This is a genomic window from Paenibacillus sp. VTT E-133291, from assembly GCF_002264395.1.
GTDB lineage: Bacteria > Bacillota > Bacilli > Paenibacillales > Paenibacillaceae > Paenibacillus_AQ > Paenibacillus_AQ nitricinens.
Map to the genome: position 1 here is coordinate 53,117 of NZ_NFVA01000029.1, position 14,869 is coordinate 67,985.

Annotated in this window: 11 protein-coding genes and 1 riboswitch; of the genes, 10 read left to right on the forward strand and 1 reads right to left on the reverse strand. The window is 45.2% G+C overall.

The genetic code is table 11. From position 1 onward, the window contains the following. Positions 1-171: 171 nt before the first annotated feature. The 10 genes from CA598_RS13895 (at position 172) to wsfD (ending at position 13,877) form a co-directional block, all read left to right on the forward strand. Complete coding sequence (locus CA598_RS13895; protein WP_094876885.1) at positions 172-5,331, forward strand: glycosyl hydrolase family 8; 5,160 nt, start codon at positions 172-174, stop codon at positions 5,329-5,331. Between the two features lie 203 nt (positions 5,332-5,534). Further along, complete coding sequence (locus CA598_RS13900) at positions 5,535-5,822, forward strand: hypothetical protein (protein ID WP_042191504.1); 288 nt, start codon at positions 5,535-5,537, stop codon at positions 5,820-5,822. A 24-nt stretch (positions 5,823-5,846) separates the two neighbouring features. Then, positions 5,847-6,191 (forward strand): alpha-helical endospore appendage domain-containing protein, encoded by a 345-nt coding sequence (locus CA598_RS13905; protein WP_042191502.1) that lies wholly within the window; start codon positions 5,847-5,849, stop codon positions 6,189-6,191. Beyond that, positions 6,188-6,490: a hypothetical protein gene (locus CA598_RS13910; RefSeq protein ID WP_042130853.1), complete on the forward strand. Its 303-nt coding sequence runs from the start codon at positions 6,188-6,190 to the stop codon at positions 6,488-6,490. Before CA598_RS13905 ends, CA598_RS13910 begins: the two co-directional genes overlap by 4 nt. A gap of 4 nt (positions 6,491-6,494) precedes the next feature. After that, entirely contained in the window at positions 6,495-6,911 is a 417-nt protein-coding gene (locus CA598_RS13915) for a FliH/SctL family protein (RefSeq protein ID WP_094876886.1), read from the forward strand. Between the two features lie 206 nt (positions 6,912-7,117). After that, entirely contained in the window at positions 7,118-7,636 is a 519-nt protein-coding gene (locus CA598_RS13920) for a GNAT family N-acetyltransferase (RefSeq protein ID WP_094876887.1), read from the forward strand. Positions 7,637-8,220: 584 nt separating this feature from the next. Then, positions 8,221-8,739: a hypothetical protein gene (locus CA598_RS13925; RefSeq protein ID WP_094876888.1), complete on the forward strand. Its 519-nt coding sequence runs from the start codon at positions 8,221-8,223 to the stop codon at positions 8,737-8,739. A 123-nt stretch (positions 8,740-8,862) separates the two neighbouring features. Then, positions 8,863-8,961: riboswitch (purine riboswitch) on the forward strand. A gap of 67 nt (positions 8,962-9,028) precedes the next feature. Next, positions 9,029-10,366 carry a 5'-deoxyadenosine deaminase gene (locus CA598_RS13930; RefSeq protein ID WP_094876889.1) on the forward strand — a complete coding sequence of 446 codons (1,338 nt, stop codon included), beginning with the start codon at positions 9,029-9,031 and terminating at the stop codon, positions 10,364-10,366. Positions 10,367-10,605: 239 nt separating this feature from the next. Next, on the forward strand, positions 10,606-12,453 hold the full coding sequence (locus tag CA598_RS13935) for an LTA synthase family protein (protein WP_094876893.1): 1,848 nt from the start codon (positions 10,606-10,608) through the stop codon (positions 12,451-12,453). A gap of 8 nt (positions 12,454-12,461) precedes the next feature. After that, positions 12,462-13,877: a glycan biosynthesis hexose transferase WsfD gene (gene wsfD / locus CA598_RS13940; protein WP_094876890.1), complete on the forward strand. Its 1,416-nt coding sequence runs from the start codon at positions 12,462-12,464 to the stop codon at positions 13,875-13,877. A 51-nt stretch (positions 13,878-13,928) separates the two neighbouring features. Here wsfD and CA598_RS13945 read toward each other — a convergent pair whose 3' ends face one another. Continuing rightward, on the reverse strand, positions 13,929-14,684 hold the full coding sequence (locus CA598_RS13945) for an AAA family ATPase (protein WP_094876891.1): 756 nt from the start codon (positions 14,682-14,684) through the stop codon (positions 13,929-13,931). Positions 14,685-14,869 lie beyond the last annotated feature (185 nt).

Consider the following 14,869-nt stretch of genomic DNA (forward strand, 5'->3'; position numbering starts at 1 on the left):
CGGTAAAAGTAGAAAATCATTAACAATAACAAAATATGCAGAGATTGAATAGAAATGAATGCGCTATATTTACATATAAATTGTATTTAAGGAGGGGAAAAGAAAATCAGGGTCCGCTGCAAGTGAAAGTTAAAGCGCTTAAACTATTATTTGCGAAAAGAGGGAACGAGAGTGCAAAAGAAGGGTCATTTGAAAAGAAGGCTGCACCAATCCATTTCTTTGTTGCTCGTGCTTTTACTGCTGCCATACCAGATTGCAAATGCTGCACCTGCACCAGATGCTGTCGGTTCAGATTCAATACCCGGTGTAAAGACGATTGCCGAATGGGTGTTTGATGAGGCCGCTAAAAATGTGGGGGTAATCTCGGCTACATACGGCATCTATGAGACAGCGTCTACTTTTCGCAATGTAGGCGGTGTGTTCGAGGATGTGGATGTAAGCAAGAAAGCGATCAGCTATCAGGGCTGGGATAATGGAAACGGGAAAAAGTATTGGCTTGCTACCGTGTCTACAACCGGGTTTGAGAAGATCACCTTATCCTCTGAGCAAAATTCATCCGGGTCAGGTCCGCGTGATTTTAAAGTGCAGACGAGTGTAGACCGACAAACGTGGGAGGATGTGCCGAATACGAATCTTAAAATGGCCGTCTCCAGTTTTGATTGCCCGGGAGATACCTGCAGATTGGTGAATACTCCCCTTCCAAACAGCAATGATCGGGAAATATTATATATTCGCTGGATCGTCAGCTCCGATAGCAACACTAGAGGGAATGATGAGGGCATAGGGGGTTCAGGTTCCAGTAGAATCCGAAATATCAAGGTGTCCGGCGAGCCGATCCCGGGGAAAGAACCTGTCATTCCTACTGTAGATCTTGTCCAGCAACCTGCAGACGGTTCTGGAAATGTGTCTCCCGAAGCTCCCGTTGAAATCAAATTCAACAAGGCCATTGCCCTTGATCCGGGCTATGCTGTCCGATTTGCCGATGAGAACGATCAACCGGTTGATGGGGTTACACTTGAAGTCTTAAACAGAGATACTTTGCGGATAAACCATCCTCCGTTGACTTATGGGAAGTCTTACACGGTAACTGTACCCAAGGAGCTTATCAAGGGGGCAGATCTTGTGCCGCTGGTTCGGGAAGTTTCCTGGAATTTTGGCGTTCAGGATTCGCCTCTTGCCCCAAAATCCATCAATATGACGTTTAACGGAGATCCAAAGACGAGCATTGCCTTGGCCTGGTACACGGATGCAATGACGGATACCGTGGTACAGGTTATAGAAGCCTCAAAGGTTATGGGGAACATTTTCCCGGAGAACGGGGCTTTGACCTATCAGGGAGAGGCCGATGAAATTGAGACCTTTATGAGTAAAAGCGATAGAAGCACGAACCATAAAACGAAATTTATTAGTCATAAAGTCATTGCAGACCAGCTTCAACCGGGAACAGCTTACAAGTTTCGGGCAGGTAACGGAAAATCAGGTGATTGGAGCTCTATCGGTTCGTTCACTACGGATGCTGCCGGCCACCAGCCTTTCCGTTTTATCGCCGGTTCCGATTCACAGGCTTCCAGCAAGTCTGACTTTGAGCCTTGGGGTGATACCTTCCGGAAAGCAGTTGATTATATAGGCGACCCTAAATTCCTGATCAGCGCCGGAGATCTGGTGGATAACGGTGATTTGGAGGAACAGTGGCAATGGATGCTAGGAGCAGCCCAGAATCAATTGCTGCAAGTGCCATATGTGCCTGTACTTGGCGGTCATGAGGTCATGGATTATGACGGAGATGAGACGACACCGAATAACAACTTCTACAACCATTTCAACTTGCCGAAACAGGCTGTTGCGGACACCCATGAAGGCTCAGTGTATTCTTTTGAATACGGTGATGCACTCTATCTTGTCTTCAATTCGCAGTACTCGGGGGCACTTGCAGAGAATGGGAAAGATGTGGAATGGGCGGATGACCAATTCTGGGACCAAGTAGCCTGGATGAAGAGTACTGTCGCCCGCAGCGATAAGAAGTGGAAGTTTGTTACTTTTCACAAAAGCCCCTATGCAGCAGGCGACAACTCTGCACAATGGGAAGACGATCGCGTCCAGTTTTACAAGAAATACCTGATTCCCGCCTTTGACGAGATGGGCATTGATATGGTGTTCGAGGCTCATGATCATATGTATATGAGATCCTTCCAAATGTACAATGATGAAGTTATTCCCAAGGAGAAGCTGACATTTGATAGAGAGGGCAATGCGCTCAACCCCAAAGGTACGGTCTATCTCATGTCCAATGCATTCGGAAATAAATTCTATTATAAGAACAATCAATATGAACTGGATGAGAATGGAGAACCCCGCGAGATTCGGGACGAAAACGGGAATCCGGTTCCTTATGATGATTACTTTGCAGCTATCGACGAACAGCCGGAGAAGAAGATGTTTACGGATGTTTCCATCACAGACCGGGTGCTTTCCTTTACAGCATATACCGCAGCCGTAGCAGATGAGAATCAGCCGGACACCGTTGGCGACGGCCTAAAAGCATATGACAAGTATGGGATCAAGCGAACGGACACCAAGCCGGACCCGGCGGAAGCAGTAAAGGTGAAATTGAACGGCCGCAAGGCGGTTCTGACCTGGAGTGCACCTTCCGCAAGTAGAGAACCAGTAAGAGGATTCCGGATTTATGAGAAGAATGACAAGGTGAAGACACACTGGAGTATATATGTGCCGGTAGCGGAAGGTCAAACGGAATACACCTACACGGTAGATGATATCAATCCTGCAAAAAAATATGAATTTATCGTCAAAACGGTCGGCACAAGAATTAATTCAGATCCGGTTGAAGTCAGAACAATCGAAGGTCCAAGCGAGTCGGAGCCGCCTTCAGCACCTTCTGATTTAAAAGGAGCTGCGGTTTCTCCTTACCAAATCAACCTGAAATGGACGGCTTCGGCCGGTAACATTCAGGCAGCAGGCTACAACGTATACCGCAACGGCAGCAAAGTCGGCACGACGAAGGAAATCTCCTACGGCGATACCGGGTTAACTCCGGATACGGCCTATAGTTATACTGTGAAGGCCTATAATGCAGAAGAGATGGAATCGCTGGCGAGTAATACCGTTCAAGTAACGACCAAACCTTCATCCACTGGAGCGGGTGTCCATAAGGCATTTCCGCAGCATACGTCTTATGTGGCCGGCTCCATTAAGCCGAATCACTTGACTCAGGCCCAACTGGACGCTACGGTGGGCAGATTATATACCGAGTGGAAAACGAAATATCTGAAACAAAATCCATATCAGTCAGACCAATATTACGTATGGTATAGCGATGGTGACTGGTTTGAGAATAACGAGATTACAGTTTCGGAAGCACATGGCTACGGAATGCTGATTACCGCTTTGCTCGCGGGTCATGATCCGGAGGCTAAGAAGTATTTTGACGGGATGTATCGCTATTTCAGAGCACATCCAAGTGAAATCAATCCCGATTTAATGGCATGGCAGCAAGCGGATACCGGCACCGAAATTATTGATATCAATGGTGTGGATTCGGCAACCGACGGCGATATGGATATTGCTTACGCTCTTCTGCTTGCCGACAGCCAATGGGGCAGCAGCGGGGAAATTAACTACTTGTCCCAGGCCAAAAAGGTAATCAACGCCATTATGAAAAGCGATGTCAACCATTCCGAGTGGACATTGAAATTGGCGGATTGGGTCAGTGACAATGATTCCACGTTCGGCAATGCTACACGTCCTTCCGATTTTATGCTGCAGCATCTGAAAGATTTTAAAAATGTATCCGGAGACCCCAATTGGGATCGTGTTACCGATAAGACGTACAACATCATTAATAGTCTGTATGAAAATTACAGTCCCAAAGCCGGTTTGTTGCCGGATTTTGTATTCAAGGATGATACGGATGGGCAATACAAACCAGTAAGCCAGAAGATATGGGATACCCCGGATGGATACTTCCTGGAATCGGAAAATGACGGGGATTACAACTACAACTCTTCCCGTATTCCCTGGCGGATCAGTACGGATTATCTCCTGACAGGTGATAACCGGGCTAAAGAGCAGCTCAGCACGCTGAACCGCTGGATTCGGGCCAAGGCGGATAATGATCCGGCCATGATCCTTGCGGGATATAAGCTGGACGGCACAGAGGCAATCAATGATTATGCAGACACATCCTTCTCCGCACCGATGATGGTCAGCGCCATGATTGATTCATCCAATCAGGAGTGGCTGAATAGATTATGGGATTATAATGCGGCTGTTTCCACCGAAGACGATTTATATTTTGGCAATAATTTGCGTCTGCTCAGCATGATTGTGGCATCCGGCAACTGGTGGACACCAACCATCGTTGATACTGAGGCTCCCATGGAACCAACAATAGAGAGAGCGGAAGCGGTATCCAGCTCTGCTATTGATCTAAAATGGACACCTTCCACGGATAATTTGGGAGTAACGGGATACAGGATTTACCGCAATGACGTTGAAATCAAGACACTGGAGGCAACAGAATACAGAGATAGCGGTTTATCTGCGGATACCCAGTACAAATACTATATTATAGCTGTTGATGCAGCAGGAAATACGTCCAAGATAAGCAATGTGAGAATCGTATCTACATTAAAGGCCAGCGGGGACGGTGGCTCGGGCAGCGGCGGAGGTGGTAACCCGACTCCAACGCCAACGCCGGCAGCTCCGAAGCCAAGTGAAGGTCCGTCGACAACACCGGCACCCACACCGGAACTGCAGCCCAAGAAACCTGTTTTCAGTGATATCGGCAGCCATTTGTGGGCCAAAGAGGCTATTGAAGCTCTGGCGGCTAAAGGAATCGTTCAGGGAACGTCGAGTACTTTCTTTGAACCGGGCGCCAAGATGAAAAGAGCGGACTTTATATTGCTTCTGGTCAGAGCGTTTGATTTAAAGACTGGTTTTGAAGTGAGCTTCGCGGATGCCGATCAGGACGCATACTATTATGAAGCGCTGGGAATCGCCAAACAATTGGGCATTGCCAGCGGAGTCGGCGGCAACAGGTTCAATCCGGGAGCAGAGATTTCCCGGCAGGATATGATGGTATTTATCGTAAGAGCATTGCAGAAGTCAGGAAAATTAGCAGAAGCCGGTTCCATCTCCGACTTTGGCAAATTTGCGGATGCCTCTAAAGTGGCTGATTATGCCGTGAAGGCAGCAGCCGTACTGGTCAGGGAGGGCATTGTCCTTGGTGACGGGAAATTGCTCCATCCAACGGGAGCTGCAACCCGCGCCGAAACGGCGGTTCTTTTTTACAGAATCATTAATAAATATTATTAATCCAAAAGGCCGTCAGCCCGTTCCAATGGACCGGGCTGTTGGTCTTTTATTTTCCATATAGACGGCCTGTTTCAATCTTCTAAAGTATCCTGTGTCCGCCAATCCGCTTGTATAGAGCCCTAACTTGCCTTTATATCCTCGGCACCGTCCCGGCTTCTGCCGCATATGCTGTAGCAGGGCGTTTGAGCAAAGGAGACATGAAGGTGCAGAATAAAATAACCAAAGTCCTGCAGCACATGGCCCATACACACGAACAGATGGCGCGGATACTAGATGCTGAGCGCCACGTGGCTGTCCGTATGTCGCAAATTGTCCACGATCTGCCAGATGCAGATCCCGGTTTTGACGGTATCAGCGGGATGATCGAAAGCTCAACTCAAGTAAACAAGAATATTATTGCTTACTTGAACGCACTTGCAGATCTGGAAGAAGCGATGGCTGAAGGGGTAGGCAGAGTAATTAAGGAATTGAACGGTCAAGAAGAAGAGTAACGCTATAGGAGCAGGAGGCGGATGATGAGCAGAGAAAAGGCTTATCTGCAAATGCTGGAGTCGACCGCCACTATCCAGTGGAACATTGCAATGATTCTGGAAGCTAAGGCGGTTGAAGCTGAAAAGGTAAAACAGTGGGCACAACATCATATCCACGCTAGAGCTTTCGAATCTCATGAAGAGCAGCTAAAGGAATCTCTCTCCATTCACGAAGTTATCGTGGAGATGGTCGAAGGGCTGACTAAATTGGAGAATGGACTCTACAGCAATTTAAAAGCAGTGCTGGGCAGTGGGGAAGATGATGGTGGCGGGGAAGGTTTTGGAGACATGTCAGGTGATGGGTTCAGTTTTGGAGAAGACAGCAAATGAGCGGGGACCGTCTCTCTGAACATGCCGTCAAGCTGGAGATGATCCGCTCCATTTCGCGCAGTCAGGCTGCTTTGGCGGCCATCTTGGAGAGCATCGCCGAATTGACGGGGCAATCTGAGCTGACGGCCCGCAAATTGAGCGACAATATCAGAATCTTAAGTGGGTATCAGAGCGCGATGTGCCGGATGATGTCCGGGATTTCACTGCATCAACCGAAACGGGGAATTCCTGCTGCGCCATGGCTGAGCAAGGCATACGCCGTAGGAACCTCCAGAGATCATGGAGCACAGGAGGAATAGAGGCATGAAGAAAAAGAGTCTTAGAACATTACGTTCAGGCAGAACCCGCAGACGCACACTACTGCTCTCGCGGAAAACGAAAGTGCGTAGAGGTCTAGCCCGCAAACCCCGCAGAGGACTTTCTCGGAAAATCGTTCGTTATGGAAAGACGAAGAAGGGTCTTTTGGTACGAAAGAAAAGAAGACTTCGCCGCAAGCTTGTTCGAAAGGTGAGGGTTATACAAGCACCAGTTCATGTAGTGCCGGTTATCGAGGCTCCACCTGCTCCACAGGTCATTCCGCTCCCCCCGGATCTTGGCGTTTCGCCGGAAACGCCGCCGGCAGACGCCTTTCAGCAGGGCTACACCGAAGCATACAACGTGGGGTTCGATGCCGGTTTCGCCAAGGGCTTCGAGGACGGGCATAAGCTGGAGTTTAACTGAGCAGCGGCAGGTAAGTTAAGAGGAAGGGACCCGGAGATCTAATCTATGACGCGTTATTCTGATCTTTCGTGTCCCTCAGCTTAGAGGGATTGCATCCTCTCTGGAATCATCCTACTATCGGAATTTGTCTCCGAATATGATAGACTTCTAAAACGAGAATCTATTCAGAGGTTTTCAGATGTCGATAAGAAAGAGGGGATAGCAGGATGCAAGTAGGAAATGGAATTAGAAAAGCTAGACAGGATGAGATCGAAGAGATCATGGAATTGATCTCAAAATGTGTACAAGTTATGCAGGCCGCTGGAAGCGACCAGTGGGATGAGAGCTATCCGAATAAAGAGATTATCGAACTGGATATCGCACAGGGTACCTTATATGTATGTGAAGAAGATCAAACTATCGCGGGTATTCTTGTACTGGATGAGAATGCTTCTGAGGAATATAAGAAGATCGAGTGGAAGCAAAATCAAGGGCCACATCTGATTATGCATCGTTTAGCAGTTCATCCACATATTCAGGGAAAAGGGATTGCAACTAGACTAATTGCTTTCGCGGAGGATTACGCAGCGCGTAATGGTTACACAAGTATTCGGCTGGATACTTATGCGAAGAATACTAGAGCACTGGAAATCTATCCTCGCCTTGGTTATGACCATAGAGGTGAAGTGAGTTTTCCGAACCGGACGGCGAACTTTCCAGTATTCGAGAAGGTGCTGAGGGTTTGAGATGGTGAATTGATATAAAAGTGGTGTAAGGATACGAGATCACTCTACTGATCCTGCCACTGAAGTGTTAGCAGGAATGCAATCTAATGGATAACTAGGAAAATCAAATTATCTATGAACTGTTATTAATTTCATGCTGAATATGTAAGAGATCATTACTTTCCAGAATAAAGATTGCGTGAGTGACATCTAAGAGGCCTCTGAAATAGAGGTTTTTTTGTGTTTTAATTTGAAAAATAAGCAATATATGATATTTCTAACTGGATTAATATGTAATTAATTGTAAGGTTGTATTTGATCGAATATACGAGTATTTTGATATGCAAGGTGAAATGTTAGACGATGTTGCATTCCCGCAAATCCTTGACGGAAAAAGTACGTTAGTTAAATTATTATTGGGTTTTTACAGACTTGAGAGATCATATTAGTTGTAATGAAATAAATATATTAGAAATAGACGTCGAAGCACTTCGTGGGAAAATTAGCTATGTCTCCCAAGATATAAATTTATTTAATATGAGATTATATCGCCATAGTTTGTTAAACAGCTGGAACCCTTGGATTTTAAAAGGAGTGATTTGTAATTGAACCGTTCGGTTAAGTTAATGGTTATTGCATGTGCGATTTTATGGTTGGGCGGTTGTGGAGGTTTTGCGAGTAAACAAGAGAATGTGTTTAATAATGAGAACAGATTATTGGAGGTTGGGGACAGTTTTACATTTTCAAATAAAAAGGGGGAAATCAACGAGGAACACGCTATTATTCAATACAGTGGATTTTCTGGGGTGTATACGGTCTGGCGAATGAATTCCCAAGAAGATATTTCATTGAAAATAAAAATACAGGGTAATAACAAACGCGGAAAATTTAAGTTAATTCAGACTACAGCAGATCAGCAATTAACCACTATTTGGAGTGGGGAAAAGGATGAAGAAGTTATTCTAAATATTCCTAAAGGTAGTAGTGCTATTAAATGGGTTGGACAAAAGGCAGCCGGAGAGTTAAATATACAATTGGATACCGAAGATGGACTGGAGGTTGAACCTCAAGCTGATTTGTTTAATGGGGAGCTATTTGAGGGTGGACTCTTTGGAGAAGAATAATTGTGTTATGAAAAGTGACGTATTAAGGTGAAGTATGATCATTTAACAAAAATAAATCTGTATTTATGTTATATATATTGACATTAAAGTTGTCTTTCAATTACTATTGGATTATTCAACGTACAAATGAATAGTCCTTTTTTTCGTATATCCTTAATAATTGGTTTAAGGGTCTCTACCGGAAACCGTAAATTTCTGGCTACGAAAATATGTTACGGCATATTTTTGTGGCCTTTTTGTGTTACACCGTGAAACGGCAAACGAATGAACAATGAGGGGGATAAGGACAATGGGGAAGATTCTGATCAAAAATGCTGAGATCATTACAATGAACAGACAGGAGGAAATTATTGTCGGGGATGTTCGAATTAAGGATGATATCATCGTAGAAATCGGCATTGGTCTGATCCCGCAGGGAGACGAAAAGGTCATCGATGCCACGAACCGTACGTTAATTCCCGGTTTTGTTCAGACGCATATTCATTTATGCCAGACGTTATTCCGTGGGAAGGGAGATGATCTGGAGCTTATGGACTGGCTGCGTAAACGGATTTGGCCGTTAGAGGCAGCGCATGATGAGGAATCCCTTTATTATTCGGCGATGCTCGGTATAGGAGAACTGATTTCCAGCGGAACCACTACGATTGTTGATATGGAGACTGTTCACCATACGGACTATGCTTTTCAGGCCATTGCTAAAAGTGGAATACGTGCTTTGTCCGGTAAGGTAATGATGGATCAAAAAGGAGGAGATGTGCCTGAAGCACTGCAGGAGGATACCGCTTCTTCTTTACAGGAAAGTGTGGATTTGCTTGAAAAATGGAATGGCTATGGCCATGGACGGATTCAATATGCGTTCTCTCCGCGTTTTGTAATATCCTGCACCGAACCCTTGTTAACCGAGGTACGAGATCTCTCCGCAAGGTATGATGTGAAGGTGCACACCCATGCTTCTGAGAATTTAGGGGAGATTGAGATTGTGCAGGCGATGACTGGGATGCGTAACATCGTCTACCTGGATCACCTGGGATTAGCTAATGAGCGCTTAATACTGGCGCACTGTGTATGGCTGGATGCCGAGGAGCGGCGGATTTTGCGGGATCGCGGAGTCCATGTAAGTCATTGCCCCGGTTCAAATCTGAAACTAGCCTCCGGAATCGCAGATACACCGGGGATGCTACATGAGCAGGTGTCACTAAGTCTGGGTGCAGATGGCGCTCCGTGCAATAACAATCTGGATATGTTTAATGAAATGAGGCTCGCGGCAATCATTCAGAAGCCTAAACATGGACCTACGACGATGGATGCCCGCAGTGTATTTCGTATGGCAACTATAGGTGGAGCGAAAGCGGTAGGGATGGAGGATAAAATAGGCAGTATCGAGGTAGGTAAAAAAGCAGATCTAGTGCTCCTGAATCTCTATAATTTCCATACCTTTCCCTCCTACGACGTAGATCCTATCTCTAGAATTGTATATTCTGCTACCCGGGCCGATGTGGAAACTACGATTATCGACGGTGAGATCGTGATGGAAAGAGGTCTGCTGAAGACTGTGGATAAAGAAATTGTACTAAATGAAGCTAACCGTTCTATTAAAAGATTGCTTAAGCATACTTCCATCGTCTGAGGTTTGATCAATCCATAGTTAACAGGGATGTTCCAAAGCCGGAAGGCAATGGGGCATCTCTTTTTTGTGGAAAATAATTCTACCATTTTGATAAAAAAAGTAAGTATTGTTATACTAGAACAGCCTGATATTTTACAAGATACTAGAATAGATTTAATATTTCGAACAAATGAACAAGTAAGAGGGGATTATAAGTGAAAAAACACGGGCCGGATCGTGCCCATTTCTTTATCGTTGCTATGTTGTTATGGTTAAAGCTGTTGCTTCTGAGAGTGTTGTTCTTTGATAGAATTGCTTGGGAATGGATAGCAGCGGATGTAGCGCCAGTCCTATTTATCATGGGGATTTTAACGGTGATTACGCCTTCTAAGGTGAGAACAACCGTCTATTGGATATTTAACGGCTTTCTATCGCTGTTGCTGTTCGCAGCCGCTGTATATTTTAATCACTTTGGTTCTGTTCCAACCTATCTGGCCTTATCTGAAATCAATCAGGTATTTCAAGTGAAGGCAAGCGTAGAATCTACCATAAAGAGTATTGATTACTTATTCTTCGCGGATTTTGTCCTCTTCGCTATCTATGGTTTGATTCGCAGATGGAGACAAGGAAAGACCTACCCGCGTGAACGCTTTAGTTCCCGGAAGACAGGATTCGTGCATGTGGTGGTGATTCTGGTATCCATTATTGGAGGTTTTTCTTTATCGGCATATTCTGTCCACTCTGCACGGGGGATTACAAATGAGCTTGTGCAGGCAGAAACTGCCGGATTTCTAAATTATGAAGTCGTTGCAGCGATTAAGATTAATGAAGATAACAATCTCATTGGAACGGGTGATATTAAGGATACGATTGCGAAGGTTGACGCGCTGCAATCTTCCTATCCATATAGTGACAAGCCAGCGGGTACGACTCCTGATTATTTTGGCTCACAAAAGGGTAAAAATGTAATTGTGCTGCAATTGGAAGCTTTTCAGAATTTCCCGCTGCATCAATCCCTGGATGGTCAGGAACTGACGCCAGTCATGAATAAGCTAGCGGATGAGGGCTTTTATTTCCCGCATGTCTATCAGCAGATTGGACCAGGGAATACGTCTGACGCTGAATTCATGAGCAATACGTCTATTTATCCGATGGGTACTTTGGCCATGTCTACCGGATTCGGGGACAGAGAACTGCCAAGCTTACCGCGACTGCTAAGGGATAAAGGGTATGAGGCGTACACCTTTCATGTGAATAAAGTAGGCTTTTGGAATCGGAATGAGTTATACCCGGCGCTTGGGTTTAACGGCTATTATGACAAAGATTATTTTACGAATGATCATTTTAATGCGTTTGGTGCTTCCGATGAACAGCTGTATATTACGGGTGTCGAGAAATTGGCAGAGCTGAAGAAGAAAGGAACCCCTTTCTACGCACAGATGGTGACCGCATCCAGTCATCATCCGTTCAAAGTTCCAGATTCTTTTAAGAAAATCACTGTACCTGATGACATGAAAGACAAGATGTTAGGTGACTATTTGACGGCTATTAACTACACTGATTATGCTATAGGGACTTTAATAGAAGGTTTGAAGAAAAATGGAATGTGGGATAACACGGTTCTGGTCATGTATGGTGACCACTTTGGCCTTCAGCCTCAGGATGTTCCACCAGAGCAAGTGGAAAGTGCACTTGGTGTTCCATATGATTCCCGGATCAGCCGCTTTAATATTCCACTCATTGTGCGTGTACCGGGAATGGAGCAAGGGAAGGTAGTTGAGCGTACGGGAGGACAACTGGATATCCTTCCTACGATAGCTAATTTAATGGGTGTTTCACTACAACAAGAAGGTTTTACAGCCTTTGGCCATGACCTCTTGAATATTGATCGTAATGTGTTAGGGATGAGGTATTATTTACCTTCCGGCTCCTTCTTTAATGATGAGGTTCTTTATGTACCGGGCAAAGAATTCGCTGATGGTGAAGCAGTGTCGCTGGATACACTTAAGCCAGTAACAGATTTCACAAAATATCAGAGTGATTATGAGTATATTTTGAAGCTAATGAATTTGTCTGACGAATATGTGAAGCTGTTACCACAGAGATAGGGGGAATCATGAAAAAGTTCTGGAAACCGGAGTTTCTCGTAAGCCTTGCCGGCTGCGGTCTCATTATTTATCTGCTTTTCGTAAGACCATTTATTGGTGTAGCCGATAATGGAGATTTTCTGCGTATGATGAATACGATCGGTCTGAATTACTATGATACAGGCGCATCCTATGAAGACCAGTTTTTTAATTTCAGTCATTCGCGTTTTGCGTATGAAAATTTATTTAGAGGGTTTTATCCTTCTTCACAGATTTTGATTGTGCTTGTACCGAGGTTGATCGGCGGGCTCATCCATGGCAGCTTTTTTGATGTTAGATTGCTTGGTGCAGTCTACGGTCTTCTTTTACTGGTGGCGACCTGGCTGCTGGTGAAGTACAATGCTCGCGGCTCTTATGTTACGGGGCTGCTGCTGGGTGCAGCTATTTTGTTTGTATTCTATGATATTGGGTATTTGGCATACTTTAACTCCTTGTTTGGAGAGCCGGTATCGATGGTGTTCATGCTGCTGACCTTTGCACTGGGGTTAAGAATAACTAGCCAAGAAAAGCCAACGACTAAAGGGTTAACCTTATTTTTTATTGCGATTCTCTTTCTGGTCACGTCTAAAATTCAGAATGCGCCGATTGGAATTGCCTTTGCGCTAATCTTCCTACGGTTTATGACACTTGATGGTGAGCGGAAATGGAGAAAGCTCGCCTTACGCTTTTCGATTGCCATATTTCTGGTATCCATCGTTATGTACGTGACGGCGCCAAAAGAGCTGAAGCATATTAATCTGTATCAGACCGTGTTTTTTGGAATATTAAACGAATCACCCGATGTGAAGGGAGACTTGCAGGATCTCGGATTACCGGAGCGTCTAGAGGTTCTTGCTGGCACGAATTATTTTCAGACCGATACAGTCATCAAACAGGATGATCCATCGCTGGTACCGGATTTCTATGACCGGGTATCCCATAAGGATGTATTGTTCTTCTACTTAAAACATCCAGGACGGTTAATAGATAATATGGAATATGCTGCGAGTAACAGTATGGCGATTCGTCCTTATTATCTAGGGAACTATGAGAAGAGTGAAAATAAGCCAGCAGGTGCATTATCGTACGCTTATAGCGGGTGGAGCGAATTCAAGAACAAGCATATACCACATACGCTCGGATTTCTCGCTCTATTCTATCTGGTGTATTTTGCCGGGGCGCTGTTCCAATATTTCCGTAGCCGGGATGTTCAGGGAAGAGTTGCTGGTGAGCTGTTGATGTTATTGGGACTGATAGGGATATTCTCCTTCTTGGTTCCGATTCTTGGAGATGGAAGGGCGGATATCGGTAAGCATTTATTCTTGTTTAATGTGTGCTTCGATATGATGGTTGTAGTCATGTTCGGATGGATTGTACACAAGGTAGTGGGGATTGTAAGACGTTAATAGAAGGAACAAATCAAACAGCAAGTTTCCGAATATGGAAACTTGCTGTTTTTATTCATCCTCTAATAGCTCGCGTAACATGCCTTCACGGTCATTCATAAATGCTTTGGTTACGGTGTAGTGCTCCGTTTCCTCCAAGGCGACGGACCGAATGCCCTCACCTTCTAGGAGAAAAATCTCAGCTCCCGGATAGGACATCAGAATAGGGGAATGGGTTGCGATAATAAACTGTGAATCCTGTCCGACTAGCTCATGCATACGCACCAGCAGAGACATTTGCCGCAGAGGAGACAGAGCCGCTTCAGGTTCATCTAGGATATAAAGACCACGCCCTCCAAAACGATGAACGAACGCTGCGAAAAATGATTCTCCGTGAGACTGCTCATGCAGAGACTTGCCTCCATAGGAGTTCTTGATTGGTGGACCAAAACTAGGCTGTTCATCTAATTCATCAATGTAAGAAGCCACATTATAATAGCTCTCCGCGCGTAGAAAAAAACCATCCTTTGGACGTCTAACCCCTCTAGCAATTCTAAAATACTCATACAGACTCGAATGAGAGGAACGAGTGTTAAAAGAGAAGTTTAGTGTTCCACCTTCAGGGTTAAAGCCCCACGCAGCAGCAATTCCCTCTAGCAAGGTAGATTTCCCTGTGCCATTCTCCCCGACAAGAAAGGTTACTGGCTTTTGAAAAATAAGCCGATCCAGTGTTCTTACGGCCGGCAGATGAAATGGATAGGTTTGGAATGATGGAACCTGATCACGAAGCAGTTCTGCATGGCGCAAGTACAACGTGGTGTTATTCATAGTGTCCCCCTTGTGAATGCCATAGATAATCCTTTCCGCTCAGATCTGACGAGATGTAAGTCTCAAGCTAGACCTTTATAGTACGTGTTCAAAAAGTACGGTTTTCAGCACCGAGAAGATTGAAAGAAGATAGAAACTGAGGAGCGGAGCGTAGTGAAGCTACGTGAGCACCGGAAGTTTCGCCT